11 protein-coding genes and 1 pseudogene are annotated in these 17,603 nt (G+C 59.0%); 10 read left to right on the forward strand and 2 right to left on the reverse strand.

Annotated elements, in window-relative coordinates:
- Positions 1-120 precede the first annotated feature (120 nt).
- Positions 121-2,445 carry a YhgE/Pip family protein gene (locus tag AH68_RS00355; RefSeq protein ID WP_081995837.1) on the reverse strand — a complete coding sequence of 775 codons (2,325 nt, stop codon included), beginning with the start codon at positions 2,443-2,445 and terminating at the stop codon, positions 121-123.
- Between the two features lie 2 nt (positions 2,446-2,447).
- A complete protein-coding gene (locus AH68_RS00360) occupies positions 2,448-5,147 on the reverse strand; it encodes a YhgE/Pip domain-containing protein (RefSeq protein WP_039196597.1) in 2,700 nt (899 codons plus the stop codon).
- A gap of 308 nt (positions 5,148-5,455) precedes the next feature.
- Between AH68_RS00360 and fbaA the strand changes: the two are divergent.
- From fbaA to AH68_RS00410, 10 genes and pseudogenes are all read left to right on the forward strand, one after another.
- Positions 5,456-6,522, forward strand: a pseudogene (fbaA, locus tag AH68_RS00365) (class II fructose-bisphosphate aldolase).
- Between the two features lie 210 nt (positions 6,523-6,732).
- Entirely contained in the window at positions 6,733-8,019 is a 1,287-nt protein-coding gene (locus AH68_RS00370; RefSeq protein ID WP_039196601.1) for an adenylosuccinate synthase, read from the forward strand.
- A gap of 36 nt (positions 8,020-8,055) precedes the next feature.
- Complete coding sequence (locus AH68_RS00375; RefSeq protein WP_039196602.1) at positions 8,056-9,639, forward strand: ClC family H(+)/Cl(-) exchange transporter; 1,584 nt, start codon at positions 8,056-8,058, stop codon at positions 9,637-9,639.
- Between the two features lie 186 nt (positions 9,640-9,825).
- Positions 9,826-10,899 (forward strand): fluoride efflux transporter FluC, encoded by a 1,074-nt coding sequence (locus tag AH68_RS00380; protein WP_039196604.1) that lies wholly within the window; start codon positions 9,826-9,828, stop codon positions 10,897-10,899.
- The gene (locus AH68_RS00385) at positions 10,899-11,294 is read left to right on the forward strand and encodes a fluoride efflux transporter FluC (RefSeq protein WP_039196605.1); all 396 of its coding nucleotides are present in this window, start codon (positions 10,899-10,901) and stop codon (positions 11,292-11,294) included. The genes AH68_RS00380 and AH68_RS00385 overlap by 1 nt, the downstream gene beginning before the upstream one ends.
- 108 nt (positions 11,295-11,402) lie before the next feature.
- Positions 11,403-12,830, forward strand: coding sequence for a branched-chain amino acid ABC transporter permease (locus AH68_RS00390; RefSeq protein WP_039196608.1), 1,428 nt, complete (start codon positions 11,403-11,405; stop codon positions 12,828-12,830).
- A gap of 3 nt (positions 12,831-12,833) precedes the next feature.
- The gene (locus tag AH68_RS00395) at positions 12,834-13,817 is read left to right on the forward strand and encodes a branched-chain amino acid ABC transporter permease (RefSeq protein ID WP_039196609.1); all 984 of its coding nucleotides are present in this window, start codon (positions 12,834-12,836) and stop codon (positions 13,815-13,817) included.
- Complete coding sequence (locus AH68_RS00400; protein WP_039196611.1) at positions 13,810-14,805, forward strand: ABC transporter ATP-binding protein; 996 nt, start codon at positions 13,810-13,812, stop codon at positions 14,803-14,805. The genes AH68_RS00395 and AH68_RS00400 overlap by 8 nt, the downstream gene beginning before the upstream one ends.
- Position 14,806: 1 nt before the next feature.
- Positions 14,807-15,751 carry an ABC transporter ATP-binding protein gene (locus tag AH68_RS00405; RefSeq protein WP_395947812.1) on the forward strand — a complete coding sequence of 315 codons (945 nt, stop codon included), beginning with the start codon at positions 14,807-14,809 and terminating at the stop codon, positions 15,749-15,751.
- Positions 15,752-16,147: 396 nt separating this feature from the next.
- Complete coding sequence (locus tag AH68_RS00410; protein WP_395947813.1) at positions 16,148-17,434, forward strand: ABC transporter substrate-binding protein; 1,287 nt, start codon at positions 16,148-16,150, stop codon at positions 17,432-17,434.
- Positions 17,435-17,603: the final 169 nt, after the last annotated feature.

The following is a 17,603-nucleotide window of genomic DNA, read 5'->3' on the forward strand; positions in this document are numbered from 1 at the left end:
ACGTCTGAGGTGTAATGCGCCCATCTTGGTTGTCCGTTTCTCCCGAATCGGACTCCCAGACCGTGTACCAGCCGAAACCGATCTAAACCGGCTCAAACCAGCCCGTTCAAATCCGCCTCGTCACATCACCTTGGTGGACTCCAGATTGCGGCTCACCCAGTTGTTCAACCGGATCACCGGCTTGCGCAACACTAATCCCAGCAGCAGCGAAGGAATCAGGAACAAGGCGAGATACACCATGTCAAGCAGGTACTCATTGCCGTACGATCCGGCCATCGCGGCGTGCATGGCATCGATGGCGTGCGGGAATGGTAGGAACGGGTAGAGCATTTGGAAGAACTTCGGCAGCGTCTCGATAGGGAACGTACCGCCCGAACCGGCGACCTGCATCACCAGCAGCACCACGGCCACGGCCTTACCGATATCGCCGAACGACACGGTCAGCGTATACACGATATTCGAGAACACGAGCGCGGCAAGCCACCCCACGGCAAGGAACTGCAGCGCATGATTCGCCTGCACGCCAAGGAAATACGTGTCACCCAGGCAAACCAGTGTGCCCTGCAGCAACGCGAGCAGTGCGAAGATCGCGTACCGTCCGAAATACTCGTGGTCGAGGCGCAGTCCCCAACGTGAGGCGTTCCCCGGGCCGGACGGGCCGACGATGCGCGGCAGCGTGTCGCCCAAGCCCAGCACATGCGCCTTCTCGCGGTCCGAAATCGTCACTTTCAGCATGGCGCACAGGATGATCGCACCCACCCAGATTGACAGGATCGTATAGAACGGCGCCATGGCCGAACCGTAGTTCGCGATCGGGTACACCGAGACGCGATGCAGTGCGACGGGCGCGGAAATCAGCGTGGACAGTGTGGACGCGTTGGCGGTGGCCAGTGCACGTAGTTCGTCTGATTCACCCGAATCGGACGAACTGGCGTCGTTGTCACCGTCGCCACCATCGCTGTTGCCGTCACCGGCGTTCCCGCCCGTCTCCAGCTTCGTGATCAGCTCCTTCACCGTCGCTGCCGACGAGTCGAGTTTCTTCGCGATCGCGCCGAGCGTGGAACGGATGGACGCCACATTCGTCCCCACATCGCCCGTCACATCGTCCAGATTGTCGGCGGTGCCGCTCAGCTGGGTGATCATGCTGTCGGTTTGGGAGATCAGCGTGCTGACTGTGGAGGCAAGCGCGTCGATTTTCGGCTTGACGTTCGTGGCGTAATCGTCGCGCACATTGCTGATCGACTGCTTCGCGGAGGTGATGCGGTTCAGGATCTCCTTGCGGGAGCGTTCCGCGGCTGCGGTATCCTGCGTGACCTGCGTGGAAGCGTCTTTCAGCTGCTGCGCGAGCTTCTGCGAATCGCCTTTGGCGGCTTCCAGCAGCGTGATCTCCCGGTCGATGGCTTCCAACAGCGCCTGTTTCGCGGAATCACTGTCCGGCAGTTGTTCCACCGATTCGCGCATGTGGTTGAGGCTTGTGATGTACGTGTCGTACAGCGATTCGCCGCTGGAGACTTGTTCGCTCAACGTTGTCAACTGGCTGGCTGCGGTGTCTGAGTCCTTGCCGATCGCGTCGAACGCCTTGTTCACCTCGGCAGCTACTTGGTCGAACGCGCCTGACACCTGGTCGAGCGCGGTATTCACCGAGGAGGTGACGTTCGCACCTGCCGAAGTGAACGACGTGGCGCCTGATTTGCCTTGCTTCAACGCGTTCTGGGCCTGTTTGCCCGCCTTGGTCGCCGAGGCGAGCAGTTTGCCCGTGGAATCCACGATGTCGTTCGCCGAGCCGAGCAGCTGCGAATACGACGTTACCTGCTGCGATGCGCCGCTCAGCGTATCCGCCATGGTGGTGAGATTGCCGTTGAGGTTGCGCATGTATTCGGCCATTTGCGGGCTTTGCGAATAGTGTAGGATGCTTGAGGCCAGGTCGAGTCCGACTTGCGCAATCGTTTTGGCGAAGGTTTTGTCGATCGTGTTGACCACGGTTGTCGCGCCCTGATCGGTGATATGCGGGGCGATCGGGTTGATTTTCTCGTTCAGATAGTACTTGAGCTGCGCGTGTTTGATGTCGGGGGAGAACAGCGTCATCATGTCGGCGCTGAAACCTTTCGGAATTACGATCGCCGCATAGTATTCGCCGGATTTCACTCCGTCGATTGCCTTGTCGCTTTTCACGAACTGCCAGTCCAGCTGGTCGTTGGCGTGCAGTGTGCTGATGATGGTTTCGCCCACGTTGACGCGCACCGGTATGAGATCCGACTTGTAACCCTTGTCGTTATTGGCCACGGCGACCTTCAATGCCTTGGTGTTGCCGTAGGGGTCCCAGCTGGCCGCGATGTTGAACCAAGCGTACAGCGCCGGCACCACCACCAGGCCCATCGAGACGATCACGGCGATCACGTTGCGGGTGGCGTGGCACATGTCCCGCTTGAAGATGCCCCAGATCATTTTCACTGTTCGTTCCCCTCCTCACGCAGACTCCTGCCAGCATTTCCGTCCGTGTTTCCGTCCGCATGTTCAGGCGCATGTCCGGCCGAACCACCATGCGCAGCCTCATACAGCCTCGTACGTACGGCATGCATCGGCTTGTAATGCATGCCCGGCCGGAACAGCAGGTTCTCATGCAGGATCGCGCTGCGGAACTCTTCCGCACTCATCGCTTCCTCGCCCAGATAATTCGCATACCGTTCGCGCAGATACTCCACCACGATGAGATACGTGTCGATGGCGATGATCGAAATGATCCAACCGAGCAGCATGGCGAGCTTCATGCGCGTGATGAATAGCAACAGTAGGAACACGAACGGCAGTACCGCCAGCGCGAGGAATCCCCAGCGCACCAGGCGCGGGTACAGGCGGAAGAAATGAATCGCCCGTCTGTGGACGAGTTCGGGGAACTCCTCGGCGATCTGCTGCGCGGTCTCGGTGAGCCGCAACGGTTCCACCGTGCCTTCGTTATGTTCGGTGATCATCAGATCAGTGTCCGCCAGACGGTTGTCGAACAGGCGGTTAAGGTTCAACGCCAGCTTGCGGACCACCAAGCCGATGGACAGCGCCACAGGCAGATACCAGAACAGCGAGAGCATGTCGATCCAATAATGGTTGGCATACATGCCGCCGATCGGCCCGCGCATCGCGTTGATGCCGTAAGTGAACGGTAGGAACGGTTTCAGACGGCGGAAGAATTCCGGCATCATCTCGATGGGGTAGAGGCCTGCCGCGCCCGGAATCTGGATGATCACCAGAATCACGGCGACGGCCTTGCCGATATGCCGGAACGCCACGGCGAGCGCGTAAATGATGTTCACGTAGACGAACGAGGCGAAAATGCCGGCGAGGATGAACAGGAACGGATGCTCGCATTGGATGCCCAGCGCGAGATCGCCGATCGTGGCGATGATCGCCTGCAGGAATCCGACCGTGACGAACAGCAGCCAACGGCCCATATAGCCTTGGCGTGGCGTGTACATGCGGATCTTCTCATCGCGGTCCACTTCAAGCTTGTATATCGCGACGAGCACGAATCCGCCGACCCACAGCGCAAGATTCGTGTAGAACGGTGTGACCGCGGAACCATAGTTTTTGACCGGGTAGAGGACCTGTTCGTCCAAATGCACCGGCTCGCCCACGAACGAGCCGACCTCGCTCGCGTCAAGTCCGAGCGCTTGGGAAAGCTGCTGGAACATCGCCGAACTGCTCAACGCGGCCACATCGGTGCGCGTGGTGTTGAGCTGTTTAGCGAGATTGGCGAGCTGCGTCTGCGTGCCAGCAATGGTGGTGTTCGTTTGGGTCACGGTGCGCGACAACTGGTCGAGCAGCCCGTTGCCCTGTTCCAGCGTGCTTTGCAGCGTGGTAAGCGTGCCGGACAGCGACCCATTGGCCAGGCTGAGTGTATCGAGCCCGGTGTTGAGATTCGGCATGACCGCGCCGGTGATGGTCGTGCGTGCGCTCCCCATCGACGCCGTGCCGTTCTTCGCCAGCGTGGTGACATCGTCGTTGAACCCGTTCGCGGTGTTCTTCCCCGCGTTGATCGCAGCCGTGGTGTCCTGATCGAAGGCGTCGATGCGCTGCTGCTGGAACGTCAGCTGTTTGCGGGCTTCGGCGAGCTGCGCGGAAAGATCCTTATACGTTTGGCTGTTCGGATCCAGCTGGCTGGCCTGCAACGCCTTCTCCACGCCGTCGAGCACATTGCCGGTGGTGGTGTTGACGTGATGCATGGTGCTGGACACTTGGTCGAGCGCGTCCTGCGTGGTGTTCAGTCCGCTGAGCACGGTGCCGGTGGCATTGCTCACGTTGACCTGCAGGCCGGACAGTTGCGTGCTGCCGTTGTCGAGCGCTCCGACCAGCGTGTTCGAGAATCGTTCGGTTTGTGTGCGCGTCTCGCTCAGCAAGTCGGACGCCTTGCCGACGGTGTCAAGCGAGTTGGTGATTTCCGAGGCGAGCGCGATGTTGGACTGTTTGGCCGAATCGATGGTGGTGAGGGCCTTGTCGAGCGTGGAACGGGTGTCGCGCAGCTGCTGTTGGACGGTTTCGAGCTGGTTGATGGTGTCGGTCAGATCGTTGATGACGTCGCTTTGCGCGCTTTTCATGCTGCCGGTGGTTTCTCCCGCTGCCTCCTTCACTTCCTTCGCCACGGCGTCGGCCACGCTGGAAACGAAAGTGGTGTTGATTTGCTCGTCGATCGTGGTCGCGCCCGTATCGGTGATTTTCGGCGCGATTGCGTTCAGCTTTTCGTTGATGTAGTACGTGATCGACGGTCGGTCGTCTTTACCGGTGACGGTGCCGATTAGTCTGGAGCTGAAGTCTTCCGGCAGTACGATCGCCGCATAGTATTTGCCGGATTCCACGCCTTCGATGGCTTGCTGCTTGGGAACGAAACGCCAGCCGAGCTGATGGTTCTTCTTAAGCTGGTTAACGGTCTGCTGGCCAGCGTCGAGATGGCCGACCAGCGTGGAGGTTGTGCCCTTGTCCTCGTTCGCCACAGCGACTTGGATGTTGCCCGTGTTCGCGTACGGGTCCCAGTTGGCGAGGATATTGCACCATGCGTACAGTGATGGGATGATGGCCACACCCAGCGTGACGACGAGCGCCACGGGGTTCTTCAGAATGCGTTTCACGTCTCGAAGGAAGATGGCGAAAACCTGGTGCATCAAGCCTCCTCGCGGGTATTGGTCGCAACATCTACGTGCGGCGGCATGCCCGTGCGGGAACACCCGGTTGGGCTCTTCGTCGCGCAATCCGGTGGATATTCTATGACTTCCGATGGAACGATCGCAATGGTTTCGCCATGTTTATTGGTCGGTCCCGCAAGTGTCGGGATATGAGACGAGAACGCTCGGCATATGGCCCTAGCGGGGCGGGCGACCTGGATATGGAGCGGACGGTCGGGAAAACGGAAAGGAAAGATGGCGAATGTTGTCACATGACAAGTGGGATAGGGTCGGGCGATAATGGAGGCATGACTATTGCAACGCCGGAACGTTATGCGCAAATGCTGGACGCCGCACGCCGCGGCGGTTACGCCTATCCCGCGATCAATGTGACCAGCACACAGACCCTGAACGCCGCACTCCAGGGTTTCTCCGAGGCGGAATCCGATGGCATCATCCAGGTCTCCGTAGGCGGCGCCGCCTACTTCTCCGGGCAACGCGTCAACGACCGCGTCACCGGCTCGCTTGCCTTCGCAGCCTTCGCGCACGAAGTCGCGGCGAAATACCCCAACATCACCATCGCCCTGCACACCGACCACTGCGCCAAACAGTATTTGGACGAATGGGTGCGCCCCTGCTCGACCATGAAGTCGAACAGGTGAAGCACGGTCAGGAACCGACCTTCCAGTCACACATGTGGGACGGTTCCACAGTGCCGCTGGGTGAAAACCTCGACATCGCAGAAGAACTGCTCGACAAATCCCAAGCCGCGCACACCGTGCTGGAAATCGAAATCGGCGCGGTCGGCGGCGAAGAAGACGGACACAGCGCCGAAATCAATGACAAACTGTATTCCACGCCCGCACAAGGCATCGCCGTCGCGCAACGACTCGGCCTTGGTGAGCGCGGACGCTACATGGCCGCCTTCACCTTCGGCAACGTGCACGGCGCATACAAACCGGGCGTGGTGAAACTGCGCCCCGAACTGCTCGACGAAATCCAGACCACGGTCGCGCTCGCGATTAAGGCCGGCGAAATGCCCGACCCCGCGCACTCGCTGGATGTCGCTCCCGGTAAGCCGTTCGCCCTGGTGTTCCACGGCGGTTCCGGCTCCGCGCCGGAGGAGATCGCGCAGGCCGTGAGCTACGGCGTGGTGAAGATGAACATCGACACCGATACGCAGTACGCATTCAGCCGTGCGGTGGCCGGTCACATGTTCTCCAACTATGATTCGGTGCTCAAAATCGATGGCGAGGTGGGCAACAAGAAGCTGTACGACCCGCGTTCGTGGGGGCGCGAAGCGGAAAGCGCCATGGCCGCACGCGTGGTGGAGGCTTGCAGGCAGCTTGGCAGCGCGGGCAAGGCGTTGAAGTAGTGTGATGCCGCACGCGCCGTGTAATGCATGCGGCGTGTGCGGCACGGTGGGTGTGTCGCGTTGTATGAGACGAAAACGATGGAACTGACTAGTTTCAACGGCTGATCGGTGCATATCCGGCAGATATCCGGTAGAGGGCGCAGGGTAGTCTTTGTAAGGCCTTGGGTAAGGCTTTGAGGCGAAATCGCATACGCGCGGAGGTGCAACAACATGCCTGGAATTGTTTTGATCGGTGCCCAGTGGGGCGACGAAGGTAAGGGCAAGGCGACCGATCTTATCGGCACCAAGGTCGACTATGTTGCGCGTTTCAATGGCGGCAACAATGCGGGCCATACCGTGGTCGTTGGTGACGAATCGTATGCGTTGCACCTGCTGCCCTCCGGCATCATCAGCCCGAACGTGACCCCCGTGATCGGCAACGGCGTCGTCGTCGATCCCGAAGTGCTGTTCGAGGAGATCGACGGTCTTGAAAGCCGTGGCGTGGACTGCTCCCGACTGCTGGTGAGCGAAGCCGCGCACGTGATCGCGCCGTACCATCGCACGCTTGACAAGGTGACCGAACGCTTCCTTGGCAAGCATAAGATCGGCACCACCGGCCGCGGCATCGGTCCGGCCTACGCGGACAAGATCAACCGCGTCGGCATCCGCGTACACGACCTGTTCAACGCCGAACATCTGCATGACAAGGTCGAGGCGAGCCTGCATCAGAAGAATCAGATGCTCGTCAAGCTGTACAACCGTCGTCCGATCGACGTGGACGAGACTACCGACGAGCTGCTCAAGCTCGGCGAACGTCTGAAGCCGTATGTGGCCAACACCTCGCTGGTGCTCAATAAGGCACTTGACGAAGGCAAGACCGTGCTGTTCGAAGGCGGCCAGGCCACCATGCTCGACGTGGATCACGGCACGTATCCGTTCGTCACATCCTCCAACCCGACCGCCGGCGGCGCATGCACCGGTACTGGTGTCGGCCCGACCAAGATCAGCCGTGTGATTGGTGTTTCCAAAGCGTACGTGACCCGCGTGGGCGAAGGACCGTTCCCGACTGAGCTGTTTGGCGAGGATGGCGAGTGGCTGCGTGCGCAGGGTCATGAGTATGGCGTGACTACGGGTCGCCCGCGTCGTTGTGGCTGGTTTGATGCGGTGGTGAACCGTTATGCGGCTCAGGTCAACGGCCTGACCGACATCGTGCTCACCAAGCTCGACGTGCTTACCGGCCTGAAGGAAATCCCGTTGTGCGTGGCCTATGATGTCAACGGCGAACGCCGCGACGATATGCCTACCGATCAGTCCGAATTCGCGGCGGCGAAGCCGATCTACGAATCCATGCCGGGTTGGGACGAGGATATTTCCCAAATCCACGACTTCAATGATCTGCCGAAGACTTGCCAGGATTATGTGAAGCGTCTTGAGGAACTGTCCGGCTGCCGTATCTCCGTGATCGGCACCGGCCCACAGCGTGACCATATCATCCAGATCAATTCGCTGGTCGACTGACCGTCGGCAACGACTGTCAGCAACGAATTTCCCGGCTTGACTGGTAACGACGCGGCACATGATATCCGCCGGCTGATTCCGCGATTCGACCACTTGAAGTGGAAGATGGCGGCGGCCGGCATAGTCATTGGTCTGGTTTCAGGATTGCTGGTCGTTGTATACCGTCTCGGCATCGAATACGGCACGGATGCGTCCCGCTGGATATATGCGCGGATTCGCGAGACACCGTGGCTGATTGCGCCGTGGGCGGTTGCCGCGGTGGCGGCCGCGCTGGCGATCGCGTGGATGGTCGGCAAGGAGCCGATGGCCGGTGGCAGCGGCATCCCGCAGACCAACGGCGTGGTGATATGCGGCCTGAAGATGCGTTGGCAGACGATTCTGCCAGTCCGTTTCGTCGGTGGACTGTTGGGCGCGTTGTTTGGCCTGTCGCTCGGCCGTGAGGGGCCGTCCATTCAGATTGGTGCGTCGGGTGCGCAGTGTGTGTCCCACCGTTTGCGCGGCCGCCGCCGTGAGGACATGCAGGAGCATTATCTGGTCACCGCCGGTGCCGCGGCCGGCTTGTCCGCCGCGTTCAGCGCGCCGCTGTCCGGCATGATGTTCGCTTTGGAAGGGGTGCATCGGAGTTTTTCCCCTGCGATTCTGATGGGCGCCACCGCCGCATCGCTGACCGCCGATTTCGTCTCGAAATACTGTTTCGGTCTGCGTCCGGTTTTGGATTTCGGTGATATCGGCCAGCTGTCGTTGGAAGAGTATGTGTGGCTGATTCCGTTGGGATTGGTGGCCGGTTTGGTTGGTTCGCTGATGAACCGCTTGTTGCTTGGCTTCCAGACGCTGTACGGCAAACTGCCGGCATGGAGCCGCCCGATGATTGCGATTGCGATCGCTTTGCCGGTTGGAATTTGGCTGCCTGATGTGCTCGGCGGCGGCTCGAATCTGATTGATACCGCCGAACATGCACGCGTCGGCTTGGGAATGCTGTGTCTGCTGTTCGTGGCGAAGATGCTGTTCACATCCACGAGTTTCGGCTCAGGCGCGCCTGGCGGTATTTTCATGCCGATTCTTGCGGTCGGTTCGCTGGCCGGCGGCATCTGCGGTGAAGTGTTGCATCGATTCGGTGACCTGCCATCCGACGCAGTGGCGGTGTTTGCGGTGTGCGTGATGACGGGCACGCTCGCCGCGTCCGTGAAAACGCCGATCACGTCGATTCTGTTGGCTGTGGAGATGTCTGGCACGTTGACGCATATGCTGCCAGTCGCTGCCGTTGCTTTTATTGCGTTGCTGGTTTCTGATTTGCTGCGTACGAAGCCGATTTATGGCGAGTTGCTGAAACGCTACATGCGTGCGCAGGGTGACGATACGAGGATTCCGAGCCAGGTTGGCAGTGGCGTTATGGAATTGCCGTTGGAAATGGGCGCGATTGCGGACGGGCAGCGTGTGCGCGATGTCGCGTGGCCTTCGGGTTGTTTGATTATTGGCTTGCGGCGCGGAGAACGTGAGATTGTGCCGCGTGGGGACACGTTGCTGCGTGCCGGCGACTATTTGGTGGTGCTGTTCAGTGGCGAGGAGGAGCGCGAGGTGCGACCTGCGATGCGGCGGCTGTGTGATGCCCGGCTTGACTGAGCCTGGCTGAATTCGGCTGGCCCTTGGATGTGCGAATCTGCGGAATCGGACATCCAAGGTGTATACGTTGGCGCTCCGTGTAAACTCATATACGTTAGGAAGGCGGCAACCGCGGCCCAGCTCGTTGTTGCACGGCCTATGGGCGGAACAACGCTGTCCGCGGGAGGCCAGTACAGGGGGAGCGCAATGGAATCGCAAGAACAATCGCCGGGAGACATGGTGACCGCGGGTGAGGACTCGCATCCCATCACGCAGGCAATCGACACTGTTGAGGTGACGCATGCTGGTGCAACCACGCCCGCCGCTAACACCATGGATCCGCCTACGATTCCCCTGGCACCGATGAAACGTATGCAGGCGCGGTTCAATCCGCTCGCCGATGGACTGATGTATGTTGTGGTGTTCGTCGGTGGATTTGTTGGAGTCGGCTGTCGGCATGCGTTGGATATGCTTCTGCCGTCGGTCAGCGGGACGCCGTTCGTTGTGGGCACGTTTGTGTCGAATATGGTCGCCTGCTTCCTGTTCGCGATGCTGACCGAATTCATGGCGACCGCTTCGTGGCTGCGTCGCCGGGTGCGGCAGGTTGTCAGCCGTGGTGTTGGGCTCGGCTTGCTCGGCGGACTTTCGACGATGTCCGGCGTGATGCTGGAAACGATGGAAGGTCTGCACGAGCGGCATATCGCCAGTGCGCTTGGCTATCTTGCGGGAAATTTTGCAGGCGGTTTGCTCACTGCCGCCGCCGGCGTGGTTCTGATGCAGGCACTGCTGTCACGGAGTACTCGAAAGCGGGTTCGGGGTGCGTTTTCAGCTGTTTCCGTGTCCGATTCCGCCGAATCGGACACGCAGGGCGTACGCCATGTGAAAGTGGCCGACGTGGCGCGTTCTGCCGCGCAGGCCGCAATGGAAGCCGCGCAGGCGGCGCAGCAGGCCGCGCAGGCGGTCCAGCAGATTGCACAGACGGGACAGGTTCCGCGAGTCGAAACGCCAACCGTGCCGCCGACCGCCAGCCAGCCTATGCAGACAGGCCGCGTTCCGCAGATTCCTCCGCTGGCCGTTCCTCAGCTGACACAGCCATCGCAGCCGTTGCTGCGCGAGCCGGATACTCCAGACTTGGGGCAGCTGCCCGAGCCGATTCAGCAGTCGCAACCAATCCAGCAGCCCCAGCAGCCGGCTAACCCGCTTCCGCCCAGCTTCGAGCCCAAACCGATCACTGCGGAGATTTCGCTTATCGCCGACCCGGCTACCGGGGAGGTGCGCTGATGATGTGGATGATCTGTCTGTTCGGCGGTCTGGGCGCCATGGCCCGTTACGTGCTCGACGTGTCAATTCAACGAGGCTGGAATCGCGAGAATCGGAGAACGAACCGCAACTTCCCGCTATCTACGCTCGTCATCAACGGCGTCGCCTCGCTATGCGCGGGCATCGCCATGATGTCCTACTATTCGCAATCGGTGGATATGGACACGGTCATGATGTTCGTTGTCGGATTTCTCGGTGGTTTCTCAACATTCTCCACGGCGCTCAACGAAGTGGTTTCATTGATTCGCCAGCGTCGTTTTACGCTGGCTCTGGGCTATGGAATAGCAACCATCGCGGTGCCTCTCATTTGCGTGGCCACCGGTTTCGGCATTGCGCTGCTCGCCAATCCGGCGTAATTTTCACATTACACGGACGGTCGCTGAGTAACATGAAAGAAATCTGAGCGCAACCGCGCAAGCCGTTTCCTCTCCTACGTTGTGAAAACAACAAGAGAGGAAAAACCAATGACAGCCGTAACGTATTTCAAACGGCATCGTCGATCGGGAATCGCAATATTTTGTTCGATTTTTGCCGTTCTCTCGATGCTTTTCATATTCTCTCCCGTTGCTGCGATGGCTGCGGAAGCCGTCGACGTGTGCAATCCGACTTCCGACAATGGTTGCGTCAACGGCATTTTGCAGGATGCCGATAAGCGGCCGATTGCGGGCGCTACCGTCAAGTTGTCCGGCAAGGCTACGGCGGAGACCACAACCGCAGCCGACGGCAAGTGGGCGTTTTCCGTTGCCGATGATGGCGATTACATGGTCACGATTGACGATGCCGTTGCGAAAGAGCATGGACTGAAGGCAAGTAGCGCGACGGTCACGATCAAGAAGGCAAGTTTCGACAAGCAGCGCGGCGTCGTGAGGTTCGACCAGGCCGGTGCCAATTCCAGCGCATCCGGAACGTCCGATTCTGGAGAATCGGACAACCAGAGTGCAAAAAGTGGGGCTGGAACGTCCGATTCTGCAGACTCGGACACGCAGAGCGCCAAAAAGAGCGGCTCCAACATCGGCAAGCGCATTTGGCAGCAGCTCTACTCCGGTATCATCTTCGGCCTGATGCTCGGCCTCATGTCGGTCGGCATGAACCTCGTCTACGGCACTACCGGCCTGCAGTCCTTCTCCCACGGTGAGCAGGTTACACTTGGCGGCCTTATGGCGTATGTTGGCACGCAAATACTGCATATGCCGGTCGTGGCGTCCGCTATTTTCGCCATTGTCGTTGGCGCGCTAACCGGCTTGATTCAAAACGAAATCGTGTGGGGGCCGCTGCGCCGCCGTCACATCGGCACCATGCAGCAGATGATCGTCACCATCGGCCTGTCGATGGCATTGCAGTACACGTTCCAGTTCTTCTTCGGCGGCGACATCAAGGGCATTGTCAAATCCGTGCCGAACAGCTTCCAAATCGGCCCGATCACCACTGACATGCCAACGCTGCTTTCCGCGGCGATCGCCATTGTCGTGATCGTCGGCGTTACCTTGTTCCTGTACAAAACTCGACTCGGCCGCGCCACGCGAGCCGTTTCCGACAACGCGGCACTGGCCGCAGCGTCCGGCATCAACGTGGATCAGGTGGTCCGCGTGGTATGGATTCTCTCGTGCGCCATGGCCGCCTTGTCCGGCGTGCTGCTGGGCATCTATCTGAACGGCATCTCCTGGAACACCGGCGCGACCCTGATCCTGCTGATGTTCGCCGCGGTGACGCTCGGCGGCCTCGGCACCGCCAACGGCGCGCTCATCGGCTCGTTGGTCATCGGCATCGTAGCGGACATGAGCTCGCTTGTTATCCCCAACGATATGCGTTACGCCAGCGCGCTGGCAATCCTCATCATCGTTCTGCTGGTGCGCCCGCAGGGCATCTTCGGCAAGCAGCAAAGGGTGGGCTGATTCATGGATATCATGACAATCATCTCCAACGCGGCGGGCGAGCTGATCGCCCCCACCACGGCGGCATATGTATTGGCCGCCATCGGTTTGAACATTCACTTCGGCATGACCGGCCTGATGAACATGGGCCAGGCGGGCTTCATGCTCCTCGGCGCCTACGGATTCGCCATCACGCAGTCGATGGGCTGTAATCTGTTCGCTTCGGTGTGTGTGGCTTTGGCGCTTGCCGTCATTTACGCGCTGCTACTGGGTATTCCTACGTTGAAGCTTGGTCCGGATTATTTGGCTATGGTCACGTTGGCGGCCGCGGAAATCATTCGTATTGTTGGCCGTTCGACTGCTATGACGAAGTTCACCGGCGGTTCCGCAGGTATTTCCCCGCAGGATTTCACGGAACGTTTCGAAGCGTTTTCCCCGCTTCCGGACGGTTCGACCACGTTCCTGCTGTGGACGTACAGCAACAATATTGCGAATTCCTGGTGGCTGCGCATTGTGGCTTGGGTTTTGGTTGCGATTGCCGCGTTCCTGTGCTGGCGTTGGTTCCATTCGCCGTGGGGTCGCATGCTGAAGGGTATTCGTGAGGATGAGAATGCGATTCGTTCGCTTGGCAAGCCGGTTACGAAATACAAGATGGAATCGTTGATTTTGGGCGGATTGTTCGGCGCGATGGCTGGCATTATTTTCGTGCTGCCTCGTTCCGTGCAGCCTGATTCGCTTGGTCGTACGGTTACGTTCTATGTGTGGACGATCCTGCTGTTGGGTGGTGCGGCTACGATTCTTGGCCCGGTGCTTGGCTCGTGCGTGCTGTGGGTGTTGCTCACGTTTGTCAAGGAGGTCATGCGCAACACTGTTCCCGAAACTTTGATTTCCTCCAATCAGATTGAAGCCCTTGGCTGGGTGATTGTCGGCGTTTCGCTGATGTGCCTGGTGATTTTCAGACCGCAAGGTTTGTTGGGTGACCGAAAGGAGTTGGCTTTCCATGCCTGATACAACGAATATTTCGACGTCGGCAACTCAACCGATTCCACAGCCGGGCGTACCGTTCCATGATCTGACCAAGTGGGCCACCAAAACCCCCGAAGGTGAGACGCTGATCTCCACGGCCTATCGTGACAAAGTCACGGAAGATTTGAAATTCGTGGAGAACAAGCCGGGAGTTCACAAGCCTGATCCGATTCTGATCGCAGATAATGTAACCCGTAAATTCGGCGGTATGACGGCAGTGGATGTCAATCATTTTGAAATCGAAAGGCATGGCATTACTGCACTGATCGGACCGAATGGTGCTGGTAAAACCACGTTTTTCAATCTGATGACTGGCTTTGATACGCCGAATACCGGCACTTGGCAGTTCGACGGTCAAGACATGGCGCATGTGCAGCCTGAAAAAGTGGCGCGTATGGGGATGGTTCGCACGTTCCAGCTGACCAAGGTCATGAGCCGTTTGACTGTGCTCGACAACATGCTGCTTGGTGCCCCCGTACAGCCTGGTGAGGGCATGTTCCGCGCGCTGTTCCCCGGCATGTGGAAGAAGCAGGAGAAAGCGAATATTGAGAAGGCGGAAGCGTTGCTGGAACGTTTTCTGCTGATCAAAAAGAAGGATGATTATGCGGGTGCGCTTTCTGGTGGTCAGCGCAAGTTGTTGGAAATGGCGCGTGCGCTGATGTCTGATCCGCAGTTGGTCATGTTGGATGAGCCGATGGCGGGTGTGAATCCTGCGCTGAAGCAGTCGCTGCTCGACCACATTATGGCGTTGCGTGAAGAGGGCACCACGGTGCTGTTCGTGGAGCATGACATCAACATGGTGCGTCATATCGCCGATTGGGTGACTGTGATGGCGGAAGGCAAGATCGTGGCGGAAGGCCAGCCGAAGACCGTGATGAGCGATCCGGCTGTGATTGACGCGTATTTGGGTGCCCACGCCAACATTGATTTGGGTGACGATTCCGTGCTGGAAGATTTGAAGGAGGCCTGAGATGAGCGACGTCACGAACGCAACTGATCCGACGCGTGTTCCTGCCGCCAGTGTGTCCGATTCTGGAGAATCGGTCATCCAGATGTCTGTTGGGGCGCTTTCCGTGTCCGATTCGCCAGAATCGGGCACGCAGGGTGACATGCAGGGAGGTGCGCAGGAGTCGGGGCCGTTGTCCCGCGCGCAGATTCATGTGGGGGAGCCGGAGGGTGAGCCTCTGCTTGACGCGGTGGATTTGGTGGCTGGCTATATTCCTGGCGTGAATATTCTCAACGGCGCGTCCCTCACGCTCCACGAGGGCGAGATCGTCGGCATTATCGGCCCGAACGGTGCCGGCAAGTCCACGTTGCTGAAGTCGCTGTTCGGCCTGGTGCATATTCATTCCGGCAAGCTTCTGCTCAAGGGCGAGGACATCACCAATCTGCGTGCCGACAAGCTCGTGTCCCGAGGCGTTGGCTTCGTGCCGCAAACCGAAAACGTGTTCCCCAGCCTGACCATTGCGGAAAACATGCATATGGGCGCGTTTCAGGCGCCGAAACTGTTCAATGAGCGGTTTGACTATGTGTGTTCGATTTTCCCCAAGCTCGGACAGCGTAGGAATCAGCTCGCCGGCCAGCTGTCTGGCGGTGAACGTCAGATGGTGGCTATGGCCCGGGCCCTGATGATGAAGCCGTCGGTCCTCCTGCTGGACGAGCCTTCCGCGGGCCTGTCGCCAATGCTTCAGGACGAAACCTTCATCCGCGTGCGTCAGGTCAACAAGGCCGGCGTCTCCGTGGTCATTGTCGAACAGAACGCCCGCCGTTGCCTGCAGATCTGTGATCGTGGCTATGTGCTCGACCAAGGTCGCAACGCCTACTCTGGCAAGGGCCGTGATTTGATGAACGATCCGAAGGTTGTCTCCTTGTACCTGGGCAATCTGGAAGAGGAGGTCCAGGAAGAGGACAGGTAGCCCCGGTAAATCGCAGAACGGAGCGTATAAGGCCCGTCATCCTCTTCGCTCGAAGCGCTTTCGTGTGCTTTGGAGTGCTTTGGAGTGCCTTAGAACTCGGATGTCAGTCTCCGTACACGTTACGCGATCTCCTACAAGCCGGAATTTCGGACTCTGAAGCAAGTCTCCGCCGGTGGGGCGGAATACCCCCGCCGGCGGTTCCACCATGCCTGAAAACTGACACAAATCCTTGTGTTTCCAACAATTTTCATACTTCATCTCCGGTTAACTTCACGCATACACGTTCGGTTTCCTCGCAGCCTATAGTGCACCTCAAGATGTTCGAGCAACCTATCTCGGCAATCGTCACCAAGGGTTCGGCAATCAGCGGAGCCAAGAGAGGAAATGGTGATTCATATGAAGAAGACAAACATGAAGGGCATGAGAAAGCTGTCCATCACCGCCGCCGCAGTAGTGGCCGCCGCGGTCATGGCGCTCGCCGGCTGTGGCTCCGGCTCCGGAAGCTCCAGCTCCGACGCATCTGGTTCCGGTGCCAAAACCACCAAGTTCGTGCTTGGTGGTCTGTGGCCGGAAACAGGATCCCTGGCCTATCTGGCACCGCCTGAACTGGCTGCCGAAAAGCTGGCAGTCAAAGACATCAATGACGCCGGTGGCGTACTTGGCAGCAAGGTCACCACCGTGGACGCTGATACGTCCGATGCTGACCATGCCGACCAGAACACGTCCGCGGCCCAGTCCGTGCTGAGCAAGAACCCATCGTTCATCATCGGTCCGGCTTCCAGCTCCGTGGTCAAGAACACATACAAGTCCATCACCTCGCAGAACATTCCGATGCTGTCGATGGGGGCCACTTCGGCCGGCTTCTCCGGCCTGTCCGACTACTTCTTCCGTACCGTGGCACCTGATACTGTGCAGGGCGCGGTCATGGGCAATCTGATCGCGCAGGACGGCGTGCAGAAGCTCGCCATCGCGGTCTTCAACGACGAATACGGCACCGGTCTGCGCGACACGGTAGTCAAGACCGCTTCCGCGGCGGGCGTCGACATCGTCTACGGCGAAAAGGACACCTTCGATCCGACCGAGACGAACTTCTCCTCAATCGCCACCGCCATCAAGGCGTCCAACCCCGACGCGACGCTCGTCATCGCCTTCGACCAGACCAAGCCGTTGCTCAAGGCGCTCGCCTCCGCCGGGGTCGACACCAAGAAACTGTACTTCGTGGATGGCAACACCTCCGACTATTCGAGCGAACTCGACGCGGGCCTGTTGGAAGGCTCGAAGGGCACCATTCCTGGCGTCAACCCGTCCGACGATTTCATCAAGCGTCTCGAATCCACCGGCGTGGATCTGAAGAACACCACCACGTATGGTGCTGAAACCTACGATGGCATTATTCTGGCAGCTCTTGCCGCTCAGAAGGGTGGTAGTGCTGACGGCAAGACCATTCAGGCCAATATGGCTGCGGTTTCCGGCGCTAATGGCGGCGAGAAGTGTGACTCCTACAAGGCTTGCCTTGCTCTGCTGAAGGATGGCAAGGATATCCAGTACCAGGGCCAGACCGGTATCGGACCTTTCAATAAGAACAATGATCCGAGTTCTGCGAATATCGGTGTTTACACCTTCGACAAAGACAATAAGCCGGTCTTCGACCACACCCAGTCCGGCGACGTTCCGACCGACTGATCGCAATGTAGGTCATCATCAATATAAGAAGACGGCGCAAAGTGAGCGTGGATATCGCAAGCTTTGCGCCGTTTCTTTTGTTGTGTGTAATTGCGATGTTTTGCAGGATGTTGCGCATGATATATCTTTCATCGATGCAGTATCGGATGAAGTGCGAAACAATAATCCG

It is taken from the genome of Bifidobacterium catenulatum PV20-2, assembly GCF_000800455.1.
GTDB classification, from domain to species: domain Bacteria; phylum Actinomycetota; class Actinomycetes; order Actinomycetales; family Bifidobacteriaceae; genus Bifidobacterium; species Bifidobacterium kashiwanohense_A.

Coding starts and splice junctions, on each gene's coding strand:
- AH68_RS00390 (WP_039196608.1), top strand. CDS start 11,403: ATGACAGCCGTAACGTATTTCAAACGGCATCGTCGATCGGGAATCGCA.
- AH68_RS00355 (WP_081995837.1), bottom strand. CDS start 2,445: ATGATCTGGGGCATCTTCAAGCGGGACATGTGCCACGCCACCCGCAAC.
- AH68_RS00405 (WP_395947812.1), top strand. CDS start 14,807: ATGAGCGACGTCACGAACGCAACTGATCCGACGCGTGTTCCTGCCGCC.
- AH68_RS00395 (WP_039196609.1), top strand. CDS start 12,834: ATGGATATCATGACAATCATCTCCAACGCGGCGGGCGAGCTGATCGCC.
- AH68_RS00370 (WP_039196601.1), top strand. CDS start 6,733: ATGCCTGGAATTGTTTTGATCGGTGCCCAGTGGGGCGACGAAGGTAAG.
- AH68_RS00400 (WP_039196611.1), top strand. CDS start 13,810: ATGCCTGATACAACGAATATTTCGACGTCGGCAACTCAACCGATTCCA.
- AH68_RS00410 (WP_395947813.1), top strand. CDS start 16,148: ATGAAGAAGACAAACATGAAGGGCATGAGAAAGCTGTCCATCACCGCC.
- AH68_RS00385 (WP_039196605.1), top strand. CDS start 10,899: ATGATGTGGATGATCTGTCTGTTCGGCGGTCTGGGCGCCATGGCCCGT.
- AH68_RS00380 (WP_039196604.1), top strand. CDS start 9,826: ATGGAATCGCAAGAACAATCGCCGGGAGACATGGTGACCGCGGGTGAG.
- AH68_RS00360 (WP_039196597.1), bottom strand. CDS start 5,147: ATGCACCAGGTTTTCGCCATCTTCCTTCGAGACGTGAAACGCATTCTG.